This window comes from Caulobacter sp. GW821-FHT10C03 (assembly GCF_059415485.1).
Map to the genome: position 1 here is coordinate 14,511 of NZ_JBWKNI010000029.1, position 25,587 is coordinate 40,097.

Here is a 25,587-nt window from a genome sequence, read left to right on the forward strand (position 1 = left end):
CCCCCCCCCCCCCCCCCCCCCCCCCCCCCCCCCCCCCCCCCCCCCCCCCCCCCCCCCCCCCCCCCCCCCCCCCCAGGCTGGGCTCGGCGCTGGCCCCCTCCGGCCCTCCGGGCCACCTCCCCCAGAGGGGGAGGATTTCGCGGCGTAGATGCTCCCCCTCTGGTGGAGCTGTCGCGGAGCGACTGAGGGGGTCAGGCCCCCACCAGCCGCAGCATCTCCCGCAAGGTCGGCGTGTCGTCGTCCCGCCGCCACGCGAGCCCCGTCTCCAGCGTCGGCGGATCGCGGACCTCGACATAGGCCACGCCCGCCCGGGCCAGGTTGCGTAGGGAAGCCGGCACCAGGGCCACGCCGAGCCCGGCCGAGACCAGGCTGATGATGGTCTGCATCTGGATGGCCTCCTGCACGATGTGGGCGGGACGGCCCAGGCGGGCGAAGTAGCCGGTGACCAGGTCGTGGAAGGCCGGCGCGACGGTGCGGGGGAAGAGGATCAGCGGCGCATCGACGATGGCCTCCGGCACGAGCACCCCGTCCTCGACCGTCAGCCGGCCGCTCTCGATCCAGGCGGCCGGGGCGGCGGCGACCAGGGGCTCGGAGACCAGGCGCTGGTAGGCCAGGGGCTCTGGCAGGGCGCGGTCGGACGGCGGGATGATGATGCCGGCATGGCGCTCGCCGGCGACGATGGCGGGGATCTGCACGTCGCTGGTCGCCTCGACCAGGCGGATCTCGACGTCTGGATAGGCCCGCGAATAGCGGCTGACTAGGTCGGGCAGCACGCTGTAGTCGGCGGTGCTGACGAAGGACAGCGACAGCAGGCCTGTCTGGCCGTCGCGCAGGCGCCGGGCGGTGGTCGGCAGTTCGTCGACGGCGGCCAGGGCCGCCAGCACGTCCGGCAGCCAGGCTTCGCCCAGGGGGCTCAGGCGCACGCTGCGCTTGGAGCGCACGAACAGCGGCGCCCCCAGGGTCTTTTCCAGCGCCATGATCGACTGGCTGAGCGGCGGCTGGGTCATGCCCAGGCGCTCGGCCGCGCGGCCGAAGTGCAGGGTCTCGGCGACGGCCGCGAAGTGGCGCAGCGGGCGGATGTCCATCTCATATCTCTGGCGACCTAATATCGCCGTTCTAATATATTTTGAAAGCGCCGTGCAGGGGCGTAATAACCCCACAGCCGACACTGAGATTTTCCCATGCCTCCCTATCGCTCACGCACCTCCACCCACGGCCGCAACATGGCCGGCGCCCGCGGCCTGTGGCGCGCCACCGGCATGAAAGACTCCGATTTCGGCAAGCCGATCATCGCGGTCGCCAACAGCTTCACCCAGTTCGTCCCGGGCCACGTGCACCTGAAGGACCTGGGCCAGCTGGTCGCGCGCGAGATCGAGGCGGCCGGGGGCGTGGCCAAGGAATTCAACACAATCGCCGTCGATGACGGCATCGCCATGGGCCACGGCGGCATGCTGTATTCGCTGCCCAGCCGCGAACTGATCGCCGATGCGGTCGAGTACATGGTCAACGCCCACTGCGCCGACGCGATCGTCTGCATCTCCAACTGCGACAAGATCACGCCCGGCATGCTGATGGCCGCCATGCGCCTCAACATCCCGGTGGTCTTCGTCTCGGGCGGGCCGATGGAGGCCGGCAAGGTGCAGATCAAGGGCGCGATCCGCTCGCTGGACCTGGTCGACGCCATGGTCGTGGCCGCCGACGACAAGTACACGGACGAGGAAGTCGAGGCGATCGAGAAGGCCGCCTGCCCGACCTGCGGCTCGTGCTCGGGCATGTTCACCGCCAACTCGATGAACTGTCTGACCGAAGCGCTCGGCCTGTCGCTGCCGGGCAACGGCTCGGTCCTGGCCACCCACGCCGATCGCGAGGCCCTGTTCAAGGAAGCCGGCCGGCTGATCGTCGACCTGTGCCAGCGCTGGTACGAGCAGGACGACGCCACGGCCCTGCCGCGCGGCATCGCCACCCGGGCCGCGTTCGAGAACGCCATGAGCCTGGACATCGCCATGGGCGGCTCGACCAACACCGTGCTCCACCTGCTGGCCGCCGCCAGCGAGGGCGAGGTCGAGTTCTCGATGGCCGACATCGACCGGCTGTCGCGCCGCGTGCCCTGCCTGTCGAAGGTGGCCCCGGCCAAGAGCGACGTGCACATGGAAGACGTCCACCGCGCCGGCGGCGTGCCCGCGATCCTGGGCGAGCTGGAGAAGGGCGGCCTGATCGACGCGACCCAGCCGACCGTCCACGCCGCGACCATGGCCGAGTCCCTGGCCCGCTGGGACATCGGCCGCACCAACAGCGGCACGGCCCAGGAGTTCTTCCGCGCCGCGCCCGGCGGCAAGCCGACTCAGATCGCCTTCAGCCAGGCCGCGCGCTGGGAGGACCTGGACCTCGATCGCGAGAAGGGCGTCATCCGCTCGGTCGAGCACCCGTTCTCCAAGGACGGCGGCCTAGCCGTGCTGTTCGGCAACCTGGCGCCGGAAGGCTGCATCGTGAAGACGGCCGGGGTCGACGAGTCGATCCTGACCTTCCGTGGCGTGGCCCGGGTGTTCGAGAGCCAGGAAGACGCCGTCAGCGGCATCCTGGGCGGCAAGGTCACGGCCGGCGAGGTCGTGGTCATTCGCTACGAAGGCCCCAAGGGCGGTCCGGGCATGCAGGAGATGCTGTACCCGACCACCTATCTGAAATCGAAGGGCCTGGGGGCCGCCTGCGCCCTGATCACCGACGGCCGCTTCTCGGGCGGCACCTCGGGCCTGTCGATCGGCCACGTCTCGCCGGAAGCCGGCGAGGGCGGCCTGATCGCCCTGGTCGAGACCGGCGACTCGATCCTGATCGACATCCCCAACCGCGGCATCCAGCTGGAAGTCTCCGACGCGGTTCTCGCCGAGCGCCACGCTGCCCAGCTGGCGCGCGGCAAGGACGCCTGGAAGCCGAAGGACCGCAAGCGCGAGGTCTCGCCGGCGCTGCGGGCCTATGCGGCCATGACCACCAACGCCGCGCGCGGCGCGGTGCGGGACGTCAGCCAAGTCGAGCGGGGGTAGTTCTCGCTTCTGGATTTGGGAGGTGATCGGTCTCGAGCCGTATCGCCTCCCAAACACCGCTCATCCCCGCGAAGGCGGGGATGAGCGGATTTATTGCGGGTGGAAGGGGGCTCCCGCCCCCCTAGATCGCCACGCGCTTTGCAATAGCGTCGCGGCGCGCGCTCGTCTCCTGCTGGGCCCGTTCGACCGCTTCGGTCTCGGTCGCGTGCAGCAGGTGTTCGATCACCCGTTCCAGGTGGTCGCGCATGGCCTGGCGGGCGGCGGCGGGGTCGCGGGCCTTCAGGGCGTCGACCACGCGGCGGTGCTCGGCGATGCGCGGCTCCAGCCCCATGCCGCGGGCGCGGGTCAGGATGTTGCGGGCCAGGGGCGAGCGGTTGCGCCAGTCCCACAGGTTTTCGATCGTGGCGATGATCGCGCCGTTGCCGGTGGCGCCGGCGATCACGAGGTGGAACTCGCGGTCGGCGTCCTCGCCCCGGATCTCCTCTTCCTCGTGCATGCGATCGAGCAGGCTTTCCAACTGAGCGATCTGCTCCTCGGTGATCGAGGTGGCGGCGAGCGCCGCGGCTTCGCCCTCGAACAGGCGGCGGGCCTCGATCAGCTCGAAGGCGCCGATTTCCGTATCCCGCTCGGCCGGCTGCGGCGCGACGGGGCGCACGTCGCCGGTGACATAGATGCCCAGGCCGTGGCGGGCCTCGATCATGCCCAGCATTTCCAGGGCGATCATCGCCTCGCGCAGGGTGGGGCGGGAGACGCCGAACTGCTCGGCCAGTTCGCGCTCGGTCGGCAGGCGGTCGCCCAGCTTGTACTGGCCCGCCTCGATAGCGTCGGCCACGGTGTCCGCGATCTTGCGGTAGAGCTTGACGTTGTCCGACATGGGGTCCTGGAATCGACGCGCGGAACCTTAAGGTTCGACACCGATAACATAACCCTTGTCGGAAGCCCCGGCTATTTGGTCTGACAAGATCGCGGCGGCGATCTCACCAATCCCGCGCTTACCAATCGTGCATCGAGCCGTCTTCGCGGCGGGCCACGGGCAGATAGGCGCGGCTGTAGGGGTATTTCGCCGCCAGGGCCTCGTCGATGTCGACCCCCAGGCCCGGCGCCTCGCCCGGGTGTAGCATGCCGCCCTCGAAGCTGTAGGCGTGCGGGAACACCGCGTCGGTCTCGGGTGTGTGGCGCATGTATTCCTGGATCCCGAAGTTGGGGATCGACAGGTCGAAGTGCAGGGCCGCGGCCATGCAGACGGGCGAGAGGTCGGTGGCCCCGTGGCAGCCGGTGCGCACCCCGTGCATGTCGGCGAAGGTGGCCACGCGGCGCAGGTGGGTGATGCCGCCGGCGTGCACCACGGTGGCGCGGATGTAGTCGATCAGCTGTTCCTCGATCAGCTGCTTGCAGTCCCAGATCGAGTTGAAGATCTCGCCCACGGCCAGCGGGGTGGTGGTGTGCTGGCGGATCAGGCGGAAGTTGGCCTGGTTCTCGGCCGGGGTGGCGTCCTCCATCCAGAACGGCCGGTAGGGCTCCAGGTCCTTGCCCAGGCGGCCGGCCTCGATCGGGGTCAGGCGGTGATGCACGTCGTGCAGCAGGTGGACGTCCCAGCCCAGTTTCTCCCGGGCCGCCTCGAACAGCGGCGGCACGCTGCGCAGGTATTTCTCGGTCGACCAGACGCTCTCGCTGGGCAGGTCGGCGTCGGCCGGCTCGTAGAAGAAGCGGTCCTTGGAGACGCCGTAGACGGTCTTCAGCCCCGGCACGCCCGATTGCAGGCGGATGGCCTTGTAGCCCTGCTCGGCATAGACGGCGGCGTTGTCGAGGGTCTCCTCGATGCTGGCCCCGTTTGCGTGGCCGTAGACCATGACGCCGGTGCGGCAGGCCCCGCCCAGCAGCTGGTAGAGCGGCAGGTTCGCGATCTTGGCCTTGATGTCCCACAGGGCCATGTCGATCGCCGCGATCGCCGACATGGTCACCGGCCCGCGCCGCCAGTAGGCGCCCTTGTAGAGGAACTGCCAGATGTCCTCGATCTGGTGGGCGTCGCGGCCGATCAGGCAGGGAATGACGTGGTCGTTGAGGTAGCTGGCCACCGCCAGTTCGCGGCCGTTCAGGGTGGCGTCGCCGATGCCATGCACGCCGTCGCTGGTCTCGATCTTCAGGGTGACGAAGTTGCGCCCCGGACAGGTGACGATGACCCTGGCGGCGGTGATCTTCGGCATCGGCGTCCTTCCGCGGCGGCGCCGGTACGCGGCGACATGTCTTCCCGTCCTCTCGTTTAAACGGGGCGGGGTAGTTGTCAATCCAATGGTCAGACCAATCGGCCGGCAAAGACTCGACCACGATGAGGCGCGCGGCGGACGGGCGCCTCACAAAAGGGCGCCTATATCGGTCCAAATAATATCGATACATAAGTGTTGACATATTTTCGACCCAGACCCCAGCCTGGGCGTCGACCCGCCATCAGAGCGGGCGTGACCATGCATGCACTGGGGACCTGCTATGCGTACCGACCTGAAGATCCTGCTTTCCACGGCGGCGCTCGCCGCCCTGGCCGCGCCGCTGGGGGCGGCCGCTCAAACCGCTACGCCCGCGCCGGCCGCCGACGAGACGGTCGAGGAGATCGTCGTCACCGCGCTGAAGCGCTCGACCACCCTCCAGACCACGCCGATGGCCATCAGCGCCGTCACCGGCGACAGCCTGCAGAAGATCGGCGCCACCGGCCTGCAGGACTATTTCCGCGCCGTGCCGGGCGTGAACCTGACCCAGGGCCAGCTTGGCCAGAGCCGCGTGACCATCCGCGGCGTGCAGGGCTCGGGCGAGGCCACCACCGGCCTCTATTACGACGAGACCTCGATCACCGGCCCCTCGGGCACCACCCAGGACCCGGCCAACAACGCCGCCGACCTCAACCTGTTCGACGTTGAGCGGGTGGAAGTGCTGCGCGGCCCGCAGGGCACGCTGTACGGCGGCGGCTCGATGGGCGGCACCATCCGGGTGATCTATTCCAAGCCCGACAGCACGGAGTTCAGCGCCTCGATGGAGGCCCAGGCCACCACCACCAAGGGCGGCTCGCAGGGCTCGTACCTGAAGGCCATGGGCAACATTCCGCTGATCGAGGGCAAGCTGGCCGCCCGCATCGTCGCCTATACCGAGGACCGCCCCGGCTATGTCGACAACGTCAAGACCGGCGCCAAGAACATCAACGACAGCCACGCCGACGGCTATCGCGCCATGCTGGGCTTCACGCCCACCGACGACATCTCGCTGGTCGTCACCAAGATCCACCAGAACTCGTCGGCCGACGACCTGCAGGGCTGGTACGACCGCCTGGGCGACTACAAGACCGACAGCGTCGTGAAGCTGCCGCTGAACACCGAGATGGACCTGACCAGCGTCACCGGCAAATGGTCGAGCCCGATCGGCGAGCTGACCGCGTCGAGCGCCTACTACAAGTACGACATGCTGCGGACGATCGACTTCACCCCGCAGTACAAGCCATACATCGGCAGCGCCTATGGCGTGATCGGCTACCAGCCGGCCTATCTGGGGGCCTGGAACCACGAGGTGCGGCTGTCGTCGAAGGGCGAGGGCCAGCTGCAGTGGACGGTCGGCGGCTACATGGAGCTGCGCAAGGACCACATCGACAGCAACACGGTGCTGACCAGCCTGGCCACGGGCCTGCCCTACAGCCCGATGCAGTACGTGCAGGGCCGTTACGTCAACACCAACGTCAAGCAGACCGCCGAGTTCGGCGAGCTGACCTGGACGCCGCCGCAGGTCGAGGGCCTGTCGCTGACGGTGGGGGCGCGCCACTACGACTACACCAAGACCACCGGCAGCGCGGGTACGCAGCGCAACCTGCTGACCGGCGCCGCGCCGGCCGCCTATTCCGAGCAGACCGCCGAAGCCTCGGGCTGGGTCTACAAGTTCAACGCCAGCTACAAGATCACTTCGGACATCATGGCCTACGCCACGGCGTCCGAGGGCTTCCGGCCGGGCGGCGCCAACAACGTGCCGGGCCTCAACAGCAAGCTCGTGGTCTACAACCCCGACAGCCTGTGGAACTACGAGGCGGGCCTGAAGACCAGCTGGCTGGGCGGCAAGCTGACCGCCAACACGGCCGTCTACCGCATCGACTGGAAGAACCGCCAGACCAGCGCCATCACCGCCGACGGCCTCTATTCCTTCATCACCAACGCCGGCGCGGCGCGGATCCAGGGTATCGAGCTCGAGGTCTCGGCCCGTCCGATCCACGGCCTCTCGCTGAGCGGTTCGGTGGGCTACACCAAGGCCGAGTTGACCGAGGACCAGGCCAACGCCAACATCCTGGTCGACGGCTCGACCGGCAAGAAGGGCGACCGCATCGCCAACGTGCCCGACTGGACGGCCGCGGCCTCGGCCCAATACACGTGGCCGCTGCCCGTGGCGGGCCTCAACGGCCTGGTGCGCGCCGACTACGCCTATACCGGCGACATGGTCTCCACCTTCCGCCCGACCTACGTCTACTACGACAAGTTCGGCGGCTTCAGCACGGTGAACCTGCGGGCCGGGGTCGAGGGCGAGGGCTGGGGCGTCTACGCCTTCGTCAGCAACCTCACCGACGCCGAGGGCATCATGAACAAGAACAGCAACGTCGGGTACCAGGACCTGCTTTATGGATTGACCCCGCGCACCTTCGGGGTGAACGCCCGTCGGAAGTTCTGATCCTCGATGCTCTCCCTTCCCCCTTTGATGGGGGAAGGGTTGGGGATGGGGGTGACAGCGGTTCAGGATTTGGCGCCGCCCGCGTGACGTCCATCGCCGTAACCACCCCCAACCCTGCCCTTCCCCCATCAAGGGGGAAGGGTTCAGTTCAAGCGTAAAACCAGAAGGGCGCGGTCCGCCGCGCGAGCCGCATGACCTTGACCCCGAAGCTCACCCTCGCCGCCGTCCTGGCCCTGCTGGCCACCCCGGCGCTGGCCGCGCCGCTGAACGTCCCGGCGACGGCGACCGCCATCAAGGCCCAGCTGGACCGCGACTACCCGCAGCTCGACGCGCTCTACAAGGACATCCACGCCCATCCGGAACTGGGCTTCCAGGAGGTCGAGACCGCTAAGAAGCTAGCCGCGCAGATGCGCGCGCTGGGCTTCACGGTGACCGAAGGCGTCGGCAAGACCGGCGTCGTGGCGGTGCTCAAGAACGGCGAGGGCCCCAGCGTTCTCGTGCGCACCGAGCTCGACGCCCTGCCGATGGAAGAAAAGACGGGCCTGCCCTACGCCAGCCGCGCCAAGACCACCTGGAACGGCGCCGAGGTGTTCGTCGCCCATTCCTGCGGCCACGACGTGCACATGGCCGCCTGGATCGGAACCGCCCGCCAGCTGGTCGCCCAGAAGGCCAAGTGGAAGGGCACGCTGGTGTTCGTCGCCCAGCCGTCGGAAGAGACGGTCAGCGGCGCCAAGGCGATGATCAGCGACGGCTTCTTCGAGAAGTTCGGCAAGCCCGACTACGGCTTCGCCCTGCACGTCGGTCCCGGCGCGGCGGGGCAGGTCTATTACAAGGCCGGCGTCCTGACCTCGACCTCCGACGCCCTGGAGCTGACCTTCAACGGCCGCGGGGCCCACGGCTCGATGCCGGCCGCCTCGATCGACCCGGTGATGATGGCCGCCCGCTTCACGGTCGATGTCCAGAGCGTGATCAGCCGCGAGAAGGATCCGGCGGCGTTCGGCGTCGTCACGGTCGGCTCGATCCAGGCCGGCAGCGCCGGCAACATCATTCCCGACAAGGCCAAGGTGCGCGGCACCATCCGCACCCAGGACGACGGCGTGCGCACCAGAATCCTCGACGGCGTGACCCGCACCGCCAAGGCCGTGGCCGAGATGTCGGGCGCCCCGGCCCCGGACCTCCAGCTGATCCCCGGCGGCAAGGCGGTGGTCAACGACGCGGCCCTGACCGAGCGCACCGCCGCCGTCTTCAAGGCCGCCTTCGGCAAGGACGCGGTCGCCGTGCCGTCGCCCGGCTCGGCCAGCGAGGACTATTCGGAGTTCATCATCGCCGGCGTGTCCTCGGTCTACTTCTCGATCGGCGGCTTCGATCCCAAGGCGATGGAAGAGGCCAAGGCCGCCGGCAAGCCGCTGCCCGTCAACCACTCGCCCTTCTTCGCCCCGGTCCCCGAGCCGAGCATCCGCACGGGCGTCGAGGCGATGACCCTGGCGGTGATGAACGTGATGGCGAAGTAGGTTTCTCGATCCCTCTCCCCTTGCGGGAGAGGGTGGCCTCCCGGAGGGAGGTCGGGTGAGGGGTCTCTCAGAAGCAAGACGCCGCGACGGCCGATCAGCTGTCGCGGCGTTTTTCGTGGGTGCGACCCCTCATCCGTCGACTTCGTCGACACCTTCTCCCGCAAGGGGAGAAGGATCAGATGCTCAGATACCCCTCCAGCACGTCCAGCGCATGCTGCAACCGCGCCCGGCGCCATTCGGGCGTCGTCATGTCGGTGTCCAGCGTGGCCGACAGCGACCAGCCGTTGGCCAGGTGGAAGCGGCTCATGGCGGCGATGGTGACGTAGATCTGGATCGGGTCGAGGTTGTCGCGGAACAGGCCCTGGGCCTGGCCGCTCTCGATCAGCCGCTCGATGGTGCGGCGCAGGGGAAAGGCCGTCTCGGTGACCTTGCGCGATTGCGCCACGAACCGCCCTTGCAGCAGGTTCTCGTTGCGCAGCAGGCCCTCGAACTTCGGGTTCTTCTCGAAATATTCGAAGGTGAAGCGCTGCAATTCGAGGAAACCGGCCATCGGCTTGTCGAAGTCGATCTTCAGCTCGGCTTCGCGGTTGCGCAGGTCCTCGTAGGCGCTTTCCAGCACGGCGACGTAGAGGCCCTTCTTGTCGCCGAAGTAGTGGTAGAGCATGCGGATGTTGCACTTGGCGGCCTTGACGATCCGCTCGATGCGCGCGCCCGCGAACCCGGCTTGAGAGAACTCCTTCAGCGCCGCCGACATGATCGCCTTGCGGGTCCGCTCGGCGTTGCGCTTGCGCGGGGCCGGGGCGTCGGGGGCGACCTCGTGATCGGCGTCGGACAAGGGGGCGGTCTCCAGCGTCGCCAAGGGGGAGGGCGTCAGGGCAGTTTGGCCCCGGATTCGATCCAGGCGCCAAGCTTGGCGCGCTCCTCATCGGTCATATGGGTCTCGTTGCCAAGCGGCATGCTGGTGCTGATCACAGCGCGCTCACGGATCTTGGGCGCATAGCGGGCGATGTGCTCGGCGCTGTCGAAGGTCGCGCCGTTGGGCGGGGCCGAGAAGCCGCGATGGCTGGGCGCGGCGCTGTGGCAGGTCACGCAGTGCTTCTGCACGATGGCCTGGGCCTCGAAGAAGCTGACCGGCCCCAGCACGGCGGGGGTCTTGGGCTTCTGGCTGACGATCACGCTGACGGCGAACATCAGCATGGCCCCGTAGAACAGGAAGTCGTGCCGGATGATCCCGTGGTGGCGCAGGTTGAAGAAGTGGCGGATCGAGATCCCCGCCATGCCCACCAGCGCCAGCAGCAGCCAGGCCTTCGGGTGGCCGGTGATGGCCGGATAGTGGTTGCTGATCATGATGAACAGGATCGGCAGGGTCATGTAGTTGTTGTGCACCGAGCGCTGCTTGCCCGCCGCGCCCAGGCGCGGGTCGACTTCGCGACCGGCCAGCATGTCGGCGACGATCTTCCGCTGGTTGGGGATGATGGTCAGGAAGACGTTGGCGGCCATGGCCGTGCCGATGATCGCCCCGACGTGGATGAAGGCCCCACGGTCGGTGAAGAGGTGCTGCAGGGCGTAGGCCGCGCCGACCAGGGCGGCGAACCAGACGATCCCGAACAGGCGCGGGCGCTCCACCAGCGGCGAGCGGCAGAGGCCCTCGTAAACCGCCAGGCCGCCGAAGATGAAGGCCAGGCCCACGCCCACCGCCTGCCAGTGGCTGAAGGCGTGCTTGGTCGGGTCGATCAGATAGACCGGCGCGCCCCAGTAGTAGAGCACGAACAACAAGGCGAAGCCCGACAGCCAGGTGGTGTAGGCCTCCCACTTGAACCAGTGCAGGTGGTCCGGCATGTGCGGCGGGGCCGTCATGTACTTCTGCGAGTGGTAGAAGCCGCCGCCGTGCACGGCCCACAGCTCGCCCTTCACGCCGTCTTTCGGGGGCTCGGGCGCACGCAGATTGTTGTCGAGCCAGACGAAGTAGAACGAGGCCCCGATCCAGGCGACGCCCGCGATCACGTGCAGCCAGCGGAGCGCCAGGTTCAGCCAGGCGGCGAGATCGTAGTCCATCTATTGCGTCACGGCGTCTTGGATGCGGAGTTTGGAGATGAGGCCGATCTGCTGGATCGCCTCGGCGATCTCGGCCTCGCGGTCGTTGGACAGGCGGGCCTGCATGGCCCGCAGGATCGAGCTCTTGTCGTTCAGCCGCGCGCAGATGATGAACGGAAAGCCGAAGCTCTTGCCGTAGGCGGCGTTGAGGTCGTGGAAGCGGGCGAACTCTTCGGGCGTCAGCTTGTCGAGCCCGGCGCCGGCCTGCTCGGCCGTGCTCTCGGCGGTCAGCGCCCGGGCGATGGCGGCCTTGCCGGCCAGTTCAGGGTGGGCGCGGATCAGGGCCAGCTTGTCGTCGACGGAGGCGGCGTTCAGCACGTCCATCATCGCGCCATGCATGGCCTCGACGCTGGCGAACGGCCGCGCGTCCCAGGCGCGTTCGACGACCCACGGCGACAGCTCGAAGGCGAAACCCAGGGCGGTGACGAAACCCGTCTGGTTCATGCTGTTGAGGCGAGCCAGGGTGAGAGGCGGGGCGCTCATGCCTTGGCTCCGTAGGGATGCGTCGCGATCCAGTGGCGGGCGATATCGATCCGCTTGGCCACCCAGACCTTGTCGTGGCTCGTCAAGTGTTCGAGGAACCGCCGCAGGGCCATGATCCGGGCGGGCTTGCCGACGATGCGGCAGTGCAGGCCGATGCTCATCATCTTCGGCGCCGTCTCGCCCTCCAGCCAGAGGGCGTCGAAGGCGTCGCGCAGATAGGCGAAGAACTGGTCGCCGCTGTTGAAGCCCTGGGGCGCGGCGAAGCGCATGTCGTTGGTGTCGAGCGTATAGGGCACGATCAGCTGGGCGCGGCCATGCTGGTCGTCCCAGTAAGGCAGGTCGTCGCTATAGCTGTCGGCGTCGTAGACGAAGCCGCCTTCCTGGGCGACGAGGCGCGCGGTGTTGGGGCTGGTGCGCCCCTGGTACCAGCCGAGCGGGCGTTCCCCGGTCAGCCGTTTGTGCACCTCGATGGCCTTCTCGATGTGCTCGCGTTCCAGGTCTTCGGGGAAGTGCTGGTAGTCGATCCAGCGATAGCCGTGGCTGGCGATCTCCCAGCCGGATTTCATCATCGCCTCGACCACGTCCGGATGGCGCTCCATGGCCTGGGCGACGCCGTAGACGGTCAGCGGCAGGCCGAATTCCTCGAACAGGCGCCGGATCCGCCAGAAGCCGGCGCGCGAGCCGTATTCGTAGAGGCTCTCCATCGACATGTGCCGCGCGCCCTCGATGGGCTGGGCGCCGACCATCTCCGACAGGAAGTACTCGCTCACCTTGTCGCCATGCAGGACGCTGCGCTCGGCGCCTTCCTCGTAGTTCAGCACGAACTGCACCGCCACGCGGGCGCCGTCCGGCCATTGGGCGTGCGGCGGATGTTCGCCGTAGCCGACGAGGTCGCGGGGGTAAGCCGTCATAAGCCGCAGGCCCCCTCAGTCGCTCCGCGACAGCTCCCCCAGAGGGGGAGCATCTTGGCGTCGGCGCCGAACGCGATCCTCCCCCTCTGGGGGAGGTGGCCCGAAGGGCCGGAGGGGGTCTTCACCGCCATCACCCGAACACCCCCGCCGCCGCGTCCACGCCCGCCCCCGCCGGCGCGACGAAGCCCTCCCACCGCAGCACCGCCTCAAGAGCCGCCAGGGTCTGCAGAACCGCGTGCTTGCGGGCGTTCACGCCCATCGTCCCGATCCGCCAGATCTTTCCCGCAAGAGGCCCGAAGGCCGCGCCGATCTCGATCTCGAATTCGGTGCGCATGCGGGCCTTCACCCGGTCGTAGTCGACGCCGGGGGGCGCGATCACGCCGGTGACGTTGGCCATCTTGTGCGCCTGGTCGCCATAGACCTGGAGGCCCAGGGCCTCGATCCCGGCGGTCATGGCCGCGCCGGCCTGGGCGTGGCGGGCGAAGCGGGCCTCGAGCCCTTCCTCCAGCACGATCCGCGCGCATTCGCGGGCGGCGAACAGCATGCTGGCGGCCTCGGTGTGGTGGTTCAGGCGCTTGTCGGACCAGTAGTCCATGATCATCGCCAGATCGAAATAGTTGGAGGCGATGCGGCGGCCGGCGCCCGTCGCGCCGGGAACGGCCAGACCCTTCTCGACGTGGCGGCGGGAAAAGATGTGGTCGGCGGCCTTGTCGCTGATGGTGATCGGGGCCGAGCCGGAGGGGCCGCCCAGGCACTTCTGCAGGCCGGCGGTGACGATGTCGGCCTTCCAGGCGTCGACCGGCACGCTCATGCCGCCCAGGGTGGCGGTGGCGTCGACATACAGAAGCGCGCCGTGCCGCTCGCAGATCTCGCCGATGGCCTCGATCGGTTGGGCGATGGTGGTCGAGGTGTCGCCGTGCACGCAGGCTACAAGCCGGGGCTTCACACGCTTGACCGCGTCCTCGACCGCCTGCGGGTCGACGACCTGGCCCCACTCGCCCTCGACGAAGGTGACCTTGGCGTCGCAGCGCTCGGCGATCTCGGCCAGCAGCAGGCCAAAGCGCCCGGCGTTGACCACCACGATGTCGTCGCCCGGAACCAGGGTCGAGACCAGCGCCGCCTCGATCCCGGCCCGCGAGGTGCCGTCGATCAGGAAGGTCCAGCGGTTCTCGGTCTGGAAGACGCCGCGATAGAGCGCCATCGTCTCGTTCATGTAGCCGGTGAATTCGGGGTCGAACTGGCCCAGCAGCTGCACCGACATGGCCCGCAGCACGCGCGGGTGCACGTTGATCGGGCCGGGACCCATCAGCAGGCGGGCGGGGTGGTCGAGTTCTTTGAAGGTGTTCATTCGGGCGTCTTCGAGAAATCGTTGCGTGTCGCCAGCCGCTCCACGAACCCGACCATCGCCCGCGCGGCCAGGGCGCAGTCGGCGTCGGTGACGGCTTCGGCGGGGTTGTGGCTGATCCCGCCCTCGCAGCGGATGAACAGCATGGCGGTGGGGCAGAGGTCGGCGATGACCATGGCGTCGTGGCCCGCGCCGCTGGGCAGGCGGCGGACCGGGCCGCCGAGGTCGGCCACGGCTCCTGACAGCAGGTCGGTCAGGCCCGCGTCGCAGGGGCTCTCGGCCAGGGCCTGCATCAGGGTGACCGAAACCGTCAGGCCGCGTCGGGCTGCGATGGCCTCGATCTCGGTGGTGATCGCTTCGACAGCCGCGTCGCGTGTGGCCGAGGTCTCTGCGCGGATGTCCATCGAGAACTCGACGGCGCCCGGAATGACGTTGAAGGCGCCGGGCAGGGCGGTCATTCGGCCGACCGTGCCCACCAGGCCGTCGGTCCCCGCCAAAGGTCCGTCGCGGCAGATGCGCTCCAGGGCCAGCACCGCCTCGGCGGCGGCAGGGCCGGGATCCTTGCGCAGGCCCATCGGCGTGGTGCCGGCATGGCCCGCCTGGCCCTTGAATCGCACCATCAGGCGCTTCTGGGCGGCGATGGCGCTGACGACGCCCAGGGCCAGGCCCTCGGCCTCAAGCACCGGCCCCTGCTCGATATGGGCTTCGAGGAAGGCGAAGATCTCGTCAGGCCGGCGGGCGGCCTCGGTGAGGCGCGTCGGGTCAAGGCCGAAGGCGGCGAAGGCCTGGGCGAGACTCGTGCCCTCCGCGTCGGTCATCTCCATGACCTTGGGATCGACCGTGCCGGCCACGGCGCGGCTGCACGCCATGGAGGCGGGAAAGCGCGAGCCCTCCTCGTCGCCGAACGCTATGGCCTCGATGGCGAAGGGCAGGCGGCGGCCCTGGCGGTGGAAGGCCTCGACCACGTCGATCGCCAGCATCACCCCCAGCGCGCCGTCATAGCGGCCGCCGTTGCGCACGCTGTCGATGTGCGAGCCGATCAGCAGGGCCGGGGCGCTTGGCGTCTCGCCCTCGTAACGGCCGACCAGGTTGCCGGCGGCGTCGAGGCGGGCGGCCATGCCGGCCTCTTCCATCCAGAACTTCAGGGTGTCGAGGGCGGCCTTGTGGGCGCTGGTCAGGAACCGCCGCACCAGCATGTCGTCGGCCTCGCTGAAAGGCGCCGCGCCCATCAGGTCGCAGCGGGCCTTGGCCCTGACGCCGATCTCGAATTCCCGCGTCACCACGCTCCCCGCATTTCGTCGCCCCCATGGGTAGCAGGCTGCGCCCGCCCGTCCCCCTGGGCAAGCGGCGCGACGGTCAAGTCATCGCCGATTGCCCGCGCAAGCGCCAGCCAACGAGGCGGGCGCCTGTTCGTAAGTCATAAATCACTTACTTGATGATTGTCTTCCTCCCTTCCCCCTTGATGGGGGAAGGGTTGGGGATGGGGGTGACAGCGTTTCAGGATCTGGCGCGCGTTGAACCGCCGTAGCCACCCCCACCCCTGACCCCTCCCCCATCAAGGGGGAGGGGAGTTAGGCCTCAGTCGCCAGCGCCAGCCGCTTCTTCGGGAAGGCCTCCGGTAGTTCGTCGCGCAGGAAGGCCATCATCTTTTCGCGGACCTCGCAGCGCAGGTCGAAGGTTACCGGCGCGTTGCGGGCGCTGACCAGGCAGCGGACTTCCATGACCTCGGGCGTGATGTCGGTGACCTGCAGGTTCACGACCTTGCCGTCCCACAGCTTCGAGCCCCTGGCGATCTCCTCCAGCTTGGCGCGCAGGCGGTCCACGGGGGCGGCGGGATCGACATAGAGCATGGCCGTGCCGATCAGGGCGGCGTTCTCGCGGGTCCAGTTCTGGAACGGGGTCTGGATGAAGTAGCTGAGCGGCAGCACCATCCGCCGCCAGTCCCACAGGCGCACCACCACATAGGTGGCGTTGATCTCTTCGATATTGCCCCACTCCTTCTCGACGATGACGGCGTCGTCGATGCGGATCGGCTGGGTGACGGCGATCTGGATGCCGGCGATCAGATTGGTCAGCAGGGGCTGCAAGGCGAGGCCCACGATCACCGAGGCCGCGCCGCCGGCGGCCAGCAGGCTGACCCCCCATTGCCGCACGCCGGGGATGGTCATCAAGGCCAGGGCCAGGGTGAAGATGCCGACCAGGATCGCCATGGCCCGCCGCAGGATGCGGATCTGGGTGATGTGCTTGCGAGCCAGCAGGTTGTCTTCGACGTCGACCTTGAAGCCCCGCAGGTAGAGCGCCGCGCCGATGTCGAGCGCGGTCATCGCCATCCAGCCCAGCAGCAGGATGAACAGCACTAGCAGCACGTGCTTGGCGGTTTCCGCCTGGGCGGCGTCGAGCGGCGCGACCGAGGCCGCCGCGCCCAGGGCGGCGACCACGAAGGCCATGCGGGTGGGCCGGCGGGTGCGGGCGATCAGGGCCTGCCAGAAGGCGTCGCGCTTGGACAGCGAATGGCGCACCATCCGCACCGCAATGGCGTGGACGCTCCAGGCCAGCACGACGGCCAGGGCGATCAGCACGAGACTGACGATCCAGGGCGGCGCCCAGGCGATCAGCCACACGGAGTCGTTCAGCCAGTCAGGCAGCCGGTCTGCGATGGTGCTCATGACCGGGGCCAACGCGTGTGCGCCGCGATGGCTCCCGCCTTACCCCTTCAGGAACTTGCCCGCCGCGCGCACCGAGCCGGTGGCCACGCCCGTGGGCGAGCCGCCGATCGGCTCGTCGGTGACGGCCAGCAGGGCGGTGTAGGTGCCCGCGCCGCGCAGGCCTTCGGGCATCGGGATCCGCTTGGGCGCATCGGTCGGGATCACGCCCAGCGAGATCGCCTTCTGGCCCTCGGGGATGATCCACAGCTCGGCGTCGCGACCCTCGGGCATCTTCATGCCCATCGGCGTCAGCATCACCTGGTCGGTGGCGTGGTCGAGGGTGGCGACCACCATCGGCTTGTTGCTGGTCGGATCGGCGATCAGCGCCACTTCGGCGGCCTGCGGCTTGGCCGGGCTCGGCGCGACGATCGGCGGCGCGGCCGGGCGCGGCAGCACGGCGATGACGACGCTGGCGGCCGCCAGGGCCAGGGCGCCGGCGGCCACGCCGCGCCACAGGTTCACGCTGTTCCAGGCCGACGGTTTCAGCGGCTCGACGATCAGGTTCTGGATGCGCGGCCACAGGCCTTCTGACGGTGTCGCCGAGGGGATGTCGGCGGCCAGCAGCGTCAGGCGCTCCTCCCACCAGGCCACGGACCGGGCGAAGGCCGGTTCGGCCACGATGCGGCGCTCGGCCTCGGCGCGTTCGTCCGCCTCCAGCACGCCCAGTACGTACTCGCCGGCCAGGGGGCGTTCTTCACCTTCCGGCGGGATGTCGGTCGCGTCGGTCATGCTTCGAGACAGGCCCGCAGGCTGATCAGGCTGCGCCGGATCCAGCTTTTCATCGTGCCCAGCGGCACGCCCACCGCCTGGGCCAGGGCGTCATAGGTCAGGCCCTCGAAGAAGGCCTTGCGCACGGCGCCCGAATGCTTGGGATCGAGCTGGTCGAGGCACCCGTCGAGGCGCTGGCGGTCCTCGTCGGCCTCGACCCGGGCCGAGGCCAGCGGGGCGGCGTCGGGCAGGGCCTCGGCTTCCTCGACGCCGGTCATCACCCGGGTTCCGCGCGCGCGCAGCTTGTCGATGGCGCGGTTGCGGGCCAGGCTGACCAGCCAGGTGATGGGGCTGGCCTTCTCCGGATCGAACCGGTCGGCCTTGTTCCACACCGTCAGATACACGTCCTGCAGCACGTCCTCGGACTCCTCGCGATCATTCAAGATACGGAGGACCACGCCCAGCAGTTTCGCCGAGGTGTGCCGATAGACGTATTTGAGGGCGTCGTGGTCGCGGTTGGCGACGCGCGCGAGGGCTCGCGAAAGCAAGGCGCGGCTTGAGTCTGCGTCCAACCGAGGGTCCCCTGGCGCCTGAATCTGCGACGGACGGTCGCACGGGGCCGCGAGGCTGGCAACGGCTAGCGTCCGCCAAGCCGACTGGCGACGAAATAGCCCGCTGAGGCCGCGACGGTGGTGACGAACGTCCCCCAGGCCATGTCGGCCAGGGTGATCACGGTCGACCAGGTCTTCAGCGTCGCCTGGTTGGTCAGGTCGTAGGTGGCGTAGGCGGCCAGGCCGAACAGGGCCGCGCTGGTCAGCAGCCGCGACCAGCCGCCGCCTGGCCGCAGGGCCGGGATGATCGCCAGGCCCAGAACGGCGGCGATGTAGATCAGGTAGAAGGCGAGCGCGGCGACGAGGTTGGGCTTGTCGGCCATCAGGGCGCCGATGTGCGGGCGATAGAGGCGCTCGGCCGTCTGGGTCAGCCAGACGGCGTCCATGGCCAGAAAGACGACGGCGGTCGCCAGGTAGCCGGCGGCGTAGCGAAGCATGGGGTTTCCTTGGATTGGGGATCAGGCGACGGGTCGCAGGCGGTAGTGGCTGACGCCCCAGTCGCGGCCGCCGCGATGGCCGAACAGGCCGGCCGTGGCCAGGAAGAACAGCCGCCAGCGCCGCCGCCAGACGGCGGCCCGGTCGCCATAGACCTCGACCAGGATCGGATCGATCGTCGCGCGGGCGGCGTCGAACCGCTCCAGCCATTGCCGCGCGGTGCGGGCGTAGTGCTCGCCGCTCCAGCGCCAGTCCATGGCCACCTCGAACAGGTCGGGGAACTGCCTCGCCAGGTCGTGGCTGGGCATGACGCCGCCGCTGAAGAAATAGCGGGCGATCCAGTCGTCCGGGTCGTCGGTCTCGAAGCGATAGGGCGTCGCGACGTGGGTGAAGACGTGCAAGAACAGCAGGCCGTCGGGCGCGAGCCAAGTCCGCACCCGGGTCAGCAGCGCCCGCCAGTTGCTCATGTGCTCGAACATCTCGACCGAGACGACGCGGTCGAACCGCCGGCCGGCCTCGAAGGCGTTCATGTCGGCGGTGACGACGGTCAGGTTCGAGAGGCCTCGGGCGGCGGCGCGGCGGTCGATGAAGGCCTTCTGCGAGGCCGAGTTCGACACCGCCGTGATCGTCGAGTTGGGAAAGCGCTCGGCCATCCACAGCGACAGCGACCCCCAGCCGCAGCCCAGCTCCAGCACCGACTGGCCGTCGCGCAGGTCGGCGTGGATCTCGGTCTCGCGCAGGGCGGCGACCTCGCCCTCGGCCAGGTCGCGCGCGCCGGGCGGGTAGAAGCCGCTGGAATATTTCAGGTGCGGGCCCAGCACCGCCTCGAAGAAGGCGGCGGGCAGTTCGTAGTGCTGGGCGTTGGCGTCTTCGACGTGGGTGGCGATCGGGCGCTCGGCCATGGCCTCGGCGAAGCGCTGGCTGGCTTCTGACGGCGCGCCCTCCAGCGAGCGCCGGGCGCCGGACACCAGCCGCTCGATCGCCAGCCGCGCGACGAAATCCGGAACCGGGGCGTCCTGGGCCAGGCGCACCAGGGCCGAGACCAGGCCGCCGCCGGCCCGCCCGCGCTCTGCTTCGGCGCCAGGCGCGGCCAGGGCGGGGTCGCTCGTCGTCGCGTCGGTCATGGGATCTCCGTCCGATCGGCCGCCGCCGGCGACCTCCGGTCGGAGCTACGGCGGCGATCGATGTTCGGATGCATGCGTCCGGGATCGCCCTTGCTCCGTAGCTGCAAGCAGAGCCTTGCCAGGAGCACCCCAGGAGCATCGATGTCCAGTTCGCCCTCTCGTCAGCACATCGCCGTCGTCGGCTCCGGGATTTCAGGGCTTTCGGCGGCCTGGCTGCTGTCGAAGCGCCACGAGGTGACGCTGTACGAGGCCGACGAGCGGCTGGGCGGCCACGCCAACACCGTGCGGGTGGGCGAGGCGGCGGTGGACACCGGCTTCATCGTCTACAACGAGCCGAACTATCCCAATCTGACCGCCCTGTTCGCCCACCTGGGCGTCGAGACGGTCGACAGCGACATGTCGTTCGGCGTCTCGCTCGACGACGGGGCGCTGGAATATTCCTCCAGCAACCTGCTGGCCCAGAAGCGCAACCTGGTGAATCCGCGCTTCCTGCGCATGCTGCTGGACGTCATGCGCTTCTATCGGGCGGGGGCGCGCGACGCCCGGGCCCTGCGCGACGACGGCTTCTGCCGGCTGGTGGACTATCTCGACGCCCAAGGGTTCGGGCGGGCGTTCCAGGAGGACCACCTGCTGCCGCAGGCCGCGGCGATCTGGTCGACCTCGCTGGCCGACATCCGCGAGTTCCCGGCCGGCGCCTTCCTGCGCTTCTTCGACAATCACGGCCTGATGCTGCCGATCGACAAGCGGCCGATCTGGCGCACGGTGGCCGGCGGCAGCGCCCGCTACGTCGCCGCCATCGCCGCCGACACCGACGGCGAGATCCTGCTGTCGCGGCCGGTGCGGCGGATCGACCGCCAGCCCGACCACGTGACCATCGAGGACGGCGCGGGCGAGACCCGGCGCTTCGACCAGGTGGTGATCGCCGCCCATGCCGACCAGGCCCTGGCCATGCTGGCCAAGCCGACCTTGGAGGAGACAGCCCTGCTAGGCGCCTTCCGCTACAGCCGCAACCGCGCGGTGCTGCATCGCGACCGGGCCCTGATGCCGCGCCGCGCGAAGGCTTGGGCCAGTTGGAATCATGTCGGTCGTCGCAGGGCGGAGGAGCGGGACGGCGAGGGCGTCGGCGGCGTCACCTACTGGATGAACCGCCTCCAGCCGCTGCCCGGTCAGGATCCCTTCTTCCTGTCGCTCAATCCCGACCGCGCGCCGGGCCAGGTGCTGCACGACCAGGTCTACGAGCATCCGCTGTTCGACGGCCCGGCCATGGCGGCGCAGGCGAGCCTGTGGTCGCTGCAGGGCGCGCGGCGCACCTGGTTCGCGGGGGCCTATTTCGGCTCGGGCTTCCACGAGGACGGCTTGCAGGCGGGCCTGGCCGTGGCCGAGCAATTGGGCGGGGTGCGCCGGCCCTGGACCGTCGCCGATCCCTCCGGCCGCATCGTCCTGGGCAAGGCGGCGCCCGCGCAGCCGGAGCTGGCCGCATGACCCTGCGCTCGGCCCTCTATTCCGGCCTCGTCGTCCACGACCGCGCCCGGCCGCGCCGGCACCGGCTGAGCTATCGGATCTTCATGCTGCTGCTCGATCTCGACGAGCTCGACGCGGCTGGCGCTCGCCTGCGCCTCTTCTCGCACAACGCCCTGAACCTGCTCAGCTATCACGACCGCGACCACGCCGAGCGCCGGCGCGCGCCGGTCAAGCCGCAGATCGAGGCGCTGCTGGCGCGGCACGGCCTGCATCATCCCGGCGGGCGGATCGCGGCCCTGTGCATGCCCCGCGTGCTGGGCCACGGCTTCAACCCGCTGACGGTCTACTTCCACCACGACGCCGACGAGCGGCTGGCGGCGGTGGTCTATGCGGTCAGCAACACCTTCGGCGAGCGCAGTGACTACGTGCTGCCGGCCACCGCCCGCGAGGACGGGGTGGTGGTGCAGGGCTGCGACAAGACCTTCTACGTCTCGCCCTTCATGCCGATGGACCTGCTCTACGCCTTTACCCTGGCCCCGCCGCGCGAGGCGGTGCGGGTGGGGATCGACGTCCATGACGACCAGGGCCGGGTGCTGGCGGCCAGCTTCACCGGCCGGCGCGAGCCGCTGAGCGACCAGGCGCTGCTGCGGGCCATGCTGGGCCATCCCTGGCAGGTGATCGGGGTGCTGGCGGCGATCCACTGGGAGGCGCTGCGGATCCTGTTCAAGGGCTTCCGCTTCTTCCCCAATCCGGGCGGGACCGGCGCGCCAAAGAAAAAGGCGGCGCGGAAGATATCCGCGCCGCCAGCGATGTCGGGGAGTTGAGACGCCTCAGGGCGTCGCTCGCGAGCCGTCAGTAGACGACGCGCGCGCTCAGGAAGAACGACCGGCCGGTCGCCGCGTAGCGGGTCACGACGGGGTCGTTCTCGTAGGCCCAGCGCTGTTCCTTCTGATCCGTCAGGTTCAGGGCTTCCAGCGAGAGGGTGACGTTCTTGTTCAGCTTGTAGGTGGCCGAACCGTCGAGGTTGAAGGTCTTCTCGCTGCCCAGGAAGTCGTTGACCAGCGGGGAGTCGCAGAAGCCCGGCTCGCAGGTGCCCGCGGCGATCGGATAGGTCGTGCGGTAGCCCTTGCGATAGGCCGAGGACAGGCGGGCCGAGAACTTGTCGACTTCGTAGTAGACCGTGAAGTTGAAGGCGTCCGGCGAGGCTCCGGTGAACGGACCCTTGGCCGTGACGGCCGCCGCGCCAGTACGGCTGTTGGCCGGAGTCACGATGTACTCCAGTTCCGACTCCAGGTGCGTGGCGTTGAACTGGACGCCGAGGTTCTTGAAGTACCAGGGCAGGAAGGTCAGGTCCTGCTGGTAGTTGAACTCGATGCCGCGGATGTAGCCGCCCGGCGCATTGCCGAACTGGCGGATGTCGAAGGTGTTGTCGGCGTCGATATAGGCCAGCGCGTTGACGTTGGTCTGGGCGGCCCGCAGGGCGGCGACGCCCTCGGCGTCCATGATCGCGCTGAGCGGCGCGTTGTTGATCAGGGTCTGCGGGAAGTTGTTGATCTGCTTGTCGAAGATCGCGACCGACACCAGGGCCCCGGTGGTGAAGTACCACTCGAAGCTCAGGTCGTAGTTGACCGCCCGGAACGGGTCGAGCTTCGGATTGCCGACCGTCAGCGAGCCGCCGGTCGTCGCGCCGGCCGCGGTCGGCACGCTGATGGCCGTGACGCTGGGCGCCAGGTTGGCCAGCATCGGACGCGCCATCACCTTGGCCGCGCCGAAGCGCACGATCATGTTGTCGGCCACCTCGTAGGCGGCGTTCAGCGAGGGCAGGACGTCGTGATACTTGTTCTCGCCGGCGATCGGCCGCGAGGTGTTGGTCAGGCCCGACGACTCCACCTCGGTGAGGGCGTAGCGGGTGCCGACGTTGCCGCGCAGCGTGCGGCCGAACACCTCGGTGTTGTAGTCGAACTGGACGTAGGCCCCGGTGTCCTTCTCGTCGACCGCGTAGCGGTTGGCGGCGCTGGCCAGGTAGGACAGGCGCCAGTCGCCCCACTTGTTGATGCAGTTACAGTCGAACTGGAACAGGTTGACCATCTTCTGCAGGTCGGGGACCAGGAAGGCGGTGGTGGTGCCGGCCGGGACGTCCAGGCCGGTGCCCCAGTTCACGACCTTGCTGACGTCGGCGACGGTGACGCCGGCTTCCTTGAGGCTGGGGTTCAGGGTCTCGCCGGTCAGGCGGCGATATTCGGCGGTCGAGAAGCCGTATTCGCGGCGGCTGATGCCGAACTTCACGTCGAGATTGTCATCGACCGAATATTTGAAGTCGAAGCGCAGGGTCTCGTAGTCGTTGTTGGTGAAGCGCTGGAAGTGGCGCAGGGCCGAATAGCCCTTCACGAAGTCCCAGGCCGTCGACTTCGTCGCGTCGAAGCCGAGGTTCAGCAGCGGCATGTCGCCGCCGCCGCGGGCGTCGTAGACGAGGTAGTCGTCGCCGGCCACGCCCTGGCCCGAGTCCAGGCGGATGAAGTCGGCCAGCAGGCCTTGCGTCTTGTTCTTCGACGACGACTTGCCCCAGACGGCGGTCATCGAGAAGTTGTCCGTGAACTCGTGGTCCAGCTTCAGCGACGACTGGCGGAAGTAGGTGGTGAACAGGGCCGCGTCGGCCGCCGAGCGCAGGTCGACATTGCCCAGCTTCAGGTAGTCGGCGTTGGCGCCGCTGGGCGACAGGGCGGCGTCGATCAGGCGCACGCTGGGGCGGCCGATGAACTTGTCGACCATCGAGGCGCCGTAGGTGCTGGCGACGTAACCGACCGACGAGGTGCTGTTGTAGTAGTCGTACGGGTCGAGGTTGTAGGGGTTGTAGCTGTTGGTCGTACCCGAGACCAAGGCGCCGCCGTTCAGCACCTGGCCGCAGTCGATGGCGTCGCGGATCGCGGTCGCGTCCTGCGCCGTGCACGAGGCGTAGAGGCCGCGCTTGGTGGCGGCCGCCGTGCTGTTGGACAGCGCATAGAGGTTGGCGTTGGTGTTGTTGCGGTTCAGGCCGACGGTCTGGACCTGATAGTTGACCGACGACTGGTCCAGCTCCGAATAGACCCAGTCATAGGAGATGGTCGTCCGGGCGGTCGGGCGCCATTGCAGCGCGCCGGTCAGGCCCAGGCGCTTCTGCTCCAGGTCCTGCTGGTTCAGCGTGGCCAGGGCGGGGATGCGGACCAGCGGGCCGGCGGCGGTGATCGTGCCGGTGTTGGTCAGGGTCGTGGCGTTGGTCGTCGCGCTCGAGGGGCTGTTGACCAGATTGTAGGCGGTCGAGTTCGAGCCCACCAGCATCGAGCAGATCGCCGAGTTGGTGATGTTGACGCCCGGAATCACGCCGCCGTTGCACGAGGTGCCGGTCGGGGTCGCGAAGCCCTGGCGGCGCGGCGAGGTGGCGGTCGAGTTGGTCGCCAGGAAGGTCGAGCCGCGATAGGTGTATTCCGACTGACCGGCCTGACGCTGGTAGCTGTCGATGATCTGGTTGCGCTTGTTGTAGGCCAGCGAGAACAGGGCGCCGAAGTCGCCCCAGTTGGTTTCCCAGCGATCCGACAGCAGGCCCGCGACGCGCGGCGAGTGCGAGCCGCCGTTTTCGTAGTAGGCGTCGGCGATCGACAGGGCCAGGCGGCGGTCCTTGAAGTTCAGGGGCTTGCCGGTCTCGAGGTCGACCGTCGCGCCCAGCGAACCTTCGTCGGTTTCGGCCGAGGCGGTCTTCTGCACCTTCAGGGCGCTGAACAGTTCCGAGGCGAAGGTGTTGAAATCGAAGCCGCGCGAGCGGTTGGCGGCGTCGCCGGCGATCGACGGACCGGCGGTCGACAGGGCCTCAAGGCCGTTCAGGCGAACGCGGGTGAAGTCGCTGCCCAGGCCGCGGACGGTGATGGTGCGGCCTTCGCCGTTCTCGCGGTCGACCGAAACGCCCGGCAGGCGTTGCAGCGACTCGGCGAGGTTGGCGTCGGGGAAGTCGGCGATGTCCTCGGCGTTGATGGCGTCGACCATCACGTTGGCGTTGCGCTTGACGCTGAGGGCGCTCTGCAGGGCGGCGCGATAGCCGGTGACGACCACTTCCTCGACCGCGTTCTCTTCGGTCTGGCCCGGAGCGGCGGCGGGTGCGGTATCTTGAGCGAAGGCGGCGCCAGTGATCAGCAGGCTGCCGGCGATGGTCAGAGCGCCGAGCGACGCTCGGTCGCACAGCACGCGGGCGCGGCTCCGCCGCGAGGTGACTTGCAACATATTCCCTCCCAGTTCTTCCCGACGGGCCTGGCTCATTGAGCGGCCTGACCCGTGATACGTTTCTTGTTGGTAGCGCTAACCGCTACCGGTGTCATTAAAATAGCTACCGGTGTCATTAAGGCGAAACATGGCGTCGGGATCAAATCGAAATCGATCCGCGAGCGTCGATGACGGCAAATATGCGGTCGGGCGTAGCTTCCGGGCAACAAACCGGTGGTTTGCGAACT

The 25,587-nt window shown here is 68.7% G+C and carries 20 protein-coding genes; 5 read left to right on the forward strand and 15 right to left on the reverse strand.

Features of this window, described 5'->3' with window-relative positions; translation table 11 throughout:
- Window positions 1-191: 191 nt before the first annotated feature.
- Window positions 192-1,085: a LysR family transcriptional regulator gene (locus tag AC07NG_RS24125; RefSeq protein WP_494596860.1), complete on the reverse strand. Its 894-nt coding sequence runs from the start codon at window positions 1,083-1,085 to the stop codon at window positions 192-194.
- Window positions 1,086-1,181: 96 nt separating this feature from the next.
- Here AC07NG_RS24125 and ilvD point away from each other — a divergent pair, with 96 nt between their 5' ends.
- Window positions 1,182-3,035: a dihydroxy-acid dehydratase gene (ilvD, locus tag AC07NG_RS24130; RefSeq protein WP_492856595.1), complete on the forward strand. Its 1,854-nt coding sequence runs from the start codon at window positions 1,182-1,184 to the stop codon at window positions 3,033-3,035.
- A gap of 121 nt (window positions 3,036-3,156) precedes the next feature.
- Here ilvD and AC07NG_RS24135 read toward each other — a convergent pair whose 3' ends face one another.
- On the reverse strand, window positions 3,157-3,909 hold the full coding sequence (locus AC07NG_RS24135; RefSeq protein WP_492856593.1) for a FadR/GntR family transcriptional regulator: 753 nt from the start codon (window positions 3,907-3,909) through the stop codon (window positions 3,157-3,159).
- Window positions 3,910-4,027: 118 nt separating this feature from the next.
- Window positions 4,028-5,239 (reverse strand): D-mannonate dehydratase ManD, encoded by a 1,212-nt coding sequence (gene manD / locus AC07NG_RS24140; RefSeq protein ID WP_494596862.1) that lies wholly within the window; start codon window positions 5,237-5,239, stop codon window positions 4,028-4,030.
- Window positions 5,240-5,519: 280 nt separating this feature from the next.
- Between manD and AC07NG_RS24145 the strand changes: the two genes are divergently transcribed.
- Together AC07NG_RS24145 and AC07NG_RS24150 are read left to right on the forward strand one after the other, a co-directional pair.
- Window positions 5,520-7,724 (forward strand): TonB-dependent receptor, encoded by a 2,205-nt coding sequence (locus tag AC07NG_RS24145; protein WP_494596864.1) that lies wholly within the window; start codon window positions 5,520-5,522, stop codon window positions 7,722-7,724.
- A gap of 191 nt (window positions 7,725-7,915) precedes the next feature.
- Entirely contained in the window at window positions 7,916-9,235 is a 1,320-nt protein-coding gene (locus AC07NG_RS24150) for an amidohydrolase (RefSeq protein ID WP_494596865.1), read from the forward strand.
- Window positions 9,236-9,410: 175 nt separating this feature from the next.
- Here AC07NG_RS24150 and AC07NG_RS24155 read toward each other — a convergent pair whose 3' ends face one another.
- The 11 genes from AC07NG_RS24155 to AC07NG_RS24205 all read right to left on the reverse strand — a co-directional run bounded on the left by AC07NG_RS24155 (window position 9,411) and on the right by AC07NG_RS24205 (window position 19,651).
- The gene (locus tag AC07NG_RS24155; RefSeq protein WP_494596867.1) at window positions 9,411-10,070 is read right to left on the reverse strand and encodes a TetR/AcrR family transcriptional regulator; all 660 of its coding nucleotides are present in this window, start codon (window positions 10,068-10,070) and stop codon (window positions 9,411-9,413) included.
- A 35-nt stretch (window positions 10,071-10,105) separates the two neighbouring features.
- Window positions 10,106-11,290: a urate hydroxylase PuuD gene (locus tag AC07NG_RS24160; protein ID WP_492856582.1), complete on the reverse strand. Its 1,185-nt coding sequence runs from the start codon at window positions 11,288-11,290 to the stop codon at window positions 10,106-10,108.
- The gene (gene uraD / locus AC07NG_RS24165; RefSeq protein ID WP_492856581.1) at window positions 11,291-11,812 is read right to left on the reverse strand and encodes a 2-oxo-4-hydroxy-4-carboxy-5-ureidoimidazoline decarboxylase; all 522 of its coding nucleotides are present in this window, start codon (window positions 11,810-11,812) and stop codon (window positions 11,291-11,293) included.
- A complete protein-coding gene (puuE, locus tag AC07NG_RS24170; protein ID WP_492856579.1) occupies window positions 11,809-12,723 on the reverse strand; it encodes an allantoinase PuuE in 915 nt (304 codons plus the stop codon). The genes uraD and puuE overlap by 4 nt, the downstream gene beginning before the upstream one ends.
- A gap of 130 nt (window positions 12,724-12,853) precedes the next feature.
- Complete coding sequence (locus AC07NG_RS24175; protein WP_494596869.1) at window positions 12,854-14,071, reverse strand: pyridoxal-phosphate-dependent aminotransferase family protein; 1,218 nt, start codon at window positions 14,069-14,071, stop codon at window positions 12,854-12,856.
- Complete coding sequence (locus AC07NG_RS24180) at window positions 14,068-15,297, reverse strand: allantoate amidohydrolase (RefSeq protein ID WP_494596896.1); 1,230 nt, start codon at window positions 15,295-15,297, stop codon at window positions 14,068-14,070. Before AC07NG_RS24180 ends, AC07NG_RS24175 begins: the two co-directional genes overlap by 4 nt.
- Window positions 15,298-15,639: 342 nt before the next feature.
- On the reverse strand, window positions 15,640-16,734 hold the full coding sequence (locus AC07NG_RS24185) for a mechanosensitive ion channel family protein (protein WP_494596871.1): 1,095 nt from the start codon (window positions 16,732-16,734) through the stop codon (window positions 15,640-15,642).
- Between the two features lie 39 nt (window positions 16,735-16,773).
- Window positions 16,774-17,502 carry an anti-sigma factor gene (locus AC07NG_RS24190; RefSeq protein ID WP_487291847.1) on the reverse strand — a complete coding sequence of 243 codons (729 nt, stop codon included), beginning with the start codon at window positions 17,500-17,502 and terminating at the stop codon, window positions 16,774-16,776.
- The gene (locus AC07NG_RS24195) at window positions 17,499-18,029 is read right to left on the reverse strand and encodes a sigma-70 family RNA polymerase sigma factor (RefSeq protein ID WP_487291846.1); all 531 of its coding nucleotides are present in this window, start codon (window positions 18,027-18,029) and stop codon (window positions 17,499-17,501) included. Before AC07NG_RS24195 ends, AC07NG_RS24190 begins: the two co-directional genes overlap by 4 nt.
- 89 nt (window positions 18,030-18,118) lie before the next feature.
- Window positions 18,119-18,529, reverse strand: a complete 411-nt coding sequence (locus AC07NG_RS24200) for a DUF2177 family protein (RefSeq protein WP_494596873.1) — start codon at window positions 18,527-18,529, stop codon at window positions 18,119-18,121.
- Between the two features lie 21 nt (window positions 18,530-18,550).
- Window positions 18,551-19,651: an SAM-dependent methyltransferase gene (locus AC07NG_RS24205; RefSeq protein ID WP_494596875.1), complete on the reverse strand. Its 1,101-nt coding sequence runs from the start codon at window positions 19,649-19,651 to the stop codon at window positions 18,551-18,553.
- Between the two features lie 141 nt (window positions 19,652-19,792).
- Here AC07NG_RS24205 and AC07NG_RS24210 point away from each other — a divergent pair, with 141 nt between their 5' ends.
- Together AC07NG_RS24210 and AC07NG_RS24215 are read left to right on the forward strand one after the other, a co-directional pair.
- Window positions 19,793-21,133, forward strand: a complete 1,341-nt coding sequence (locus AC07NG_RS24210; RefSeq protein ID WP_494596877.1) for an NAD(P)/FAD-dependent oxidoreductase — start codon at window positions 19,793-19,795, stop codon at window positions 21,131-21,133.
- Entirely contained in the window at window positions 21,130-21,936 is an 807-nt protein-coding gene (locus AC07NG_RS24215) for a DUF1365 domain-containing protein (protein ID WP_494596879.1), read from the forward strand. The genes AC07NG_RS24210 and AC07NG_RS24215 overlap by 4 nt, the downstream gene beginning before the upstream one ends.
- 28 nt (window positions 21,937-21,964) lie before the next feature.
- Here AC07NG_RS24215 and AC07NG_RS24220 read toward each other — a convergent pair whose 3' ends face one another.
- Entirely contained in the window at window positions 21,965-25,360 is a 3,396-nt protein-coding gene (locus AC07NG_RS24220; protein ID WP_494596880.1) for a TonB-dependent receptor, read from the reverse strand.
- Between the last annotated feature and the right edge of the window lie 227 nt (window positions 25,361-25,587).

Bases quoted from the DNA above. Each gene is read 5' to 3' on its own strand.
- AC07NG_RS24125 (WP_494596860.1), bottom strand. From the start codon at position 1,085: ATGGACATCCGCCCGCTGCGCCACTTCGCGGCCGTCGCCGAGACCCTG.
- ilvD (WP_492856595.1), top strand. From the start codon at position 1,182: ATGCCTCCCTATCGCTCACGCACCTCCACCCACGGCCGCAACATGGCC.
- AC07NG_RS24135 (WP_492856593.1), bottom strand. From the start codon at position 3,909: ATGTCGGACAACGTCAAGCTCTACCGCAAGATCGCGGACACCGTGGCC.
- manD (WP_494596862.1), bottom strand. From the start codon at position 5,239: ATGCCGAAGATCACCGCCGCCAGGGTCATCGTCACCTGTCCGGGGCGC.
- AC07NG_RS24145 (WP_494596864.1), top strand. From the start codon at position 5,520: ATGCGTACCGACCTGAAGATCCTGCTTTCCACGGCGGCGCTCGCCGCC.
- AC07NG_RS24150 (WP_494596865.1), top strand. From the start codon at position 7,916: ATGACCTTGACCCCGAAGCTCACCCTCGCCGCCGTCCTGGCCCTGCTG.
- AC07NG_RS24160 (WP_492856582.1), bottom strand. From the start codon at position 11,290: ATGGACTACGATCTCGCCGCCTGGCTGAACCTGGCGCTCCGCTGGCTG.
- uraD (WP_492856581.1), bottom strand. From the start codon at position 11,812: ATGAGCGCCCCGCCTCTCACCCTGGCTCGCCTCAACAGCATGAACCAG.
- puuE (WP_492856579.1), bottom strand. From the start codon at position 12,723: ATGACGGCTTACCCCCGCGACCTCGTCGGCTACGGCGAACATCCGCCG.
- AC07NG_RS24175 (WP_494596869.1), bottom strand. From the start codon at position 14,071: ATGAACACCTTCAAAGAACTCGACCACCCCGCCCGCCTGCTGATGGGT.
- AC07NG_RS24180 (WP_494596896.1), bottom strand. From the start codon at position 15,297: ATGGGCGCGGCGCCTTTCAGCGAGGCCGACGACATGCTGGTGCGGCGG.
- AC07NG_RS24185 (WP_494596871.1), bottom strand. From the start codon at position 16,734: ATGAGCACCATCGCAGACCGGCTGCCTGACTGGCTGAACGACTCCGTG.
- AC07NG_RS24190 (WP_487291847.1), bottom strand. From the start codon at position 17,502: ATGACCGACGCGACCGACATCCCGCCGGAAGGTGAAGAACGCCCCCTG.
- AC07NG_RS24200 (WP_494596873.1), bottom strand. From the start codon at position 18,529: ATGCTTCGCTACGCCGCCGGCTACCTGGCGACCGCCGTCGTCTTTCTG.
- AC07NG_RS24205 (WP_494596875.1), bottom strand. From the start codon at position 19,651: ATGACCGACGCGACGACGAGCGACCCCGCCCTGGCCGCGCCTGGCGCC.
- AC07NG_RS24210 (WP_494596877.1), top strand. From the start codon at position 19,793: ATGTCCAGTTCGCCCTCTCGTCAGCACATCGCCGTCGTCGGCTCCGGG.
- AC07NG_RS24215 (WP_494596879.1), top strand. From the start codon at position 21,130: ATGACCCTGCGCTCGGCCCTCTATTCCGGCCTCGTCGTCCACGACCGC.
- AC07NG_RS24220 (WP_494596880.1), bottom strand. From the start codon at position 25,360: ATGTTGCAAGTCACCTCGCGGCGGAGCCGCGCCCGCGTGCTGTGCGAC.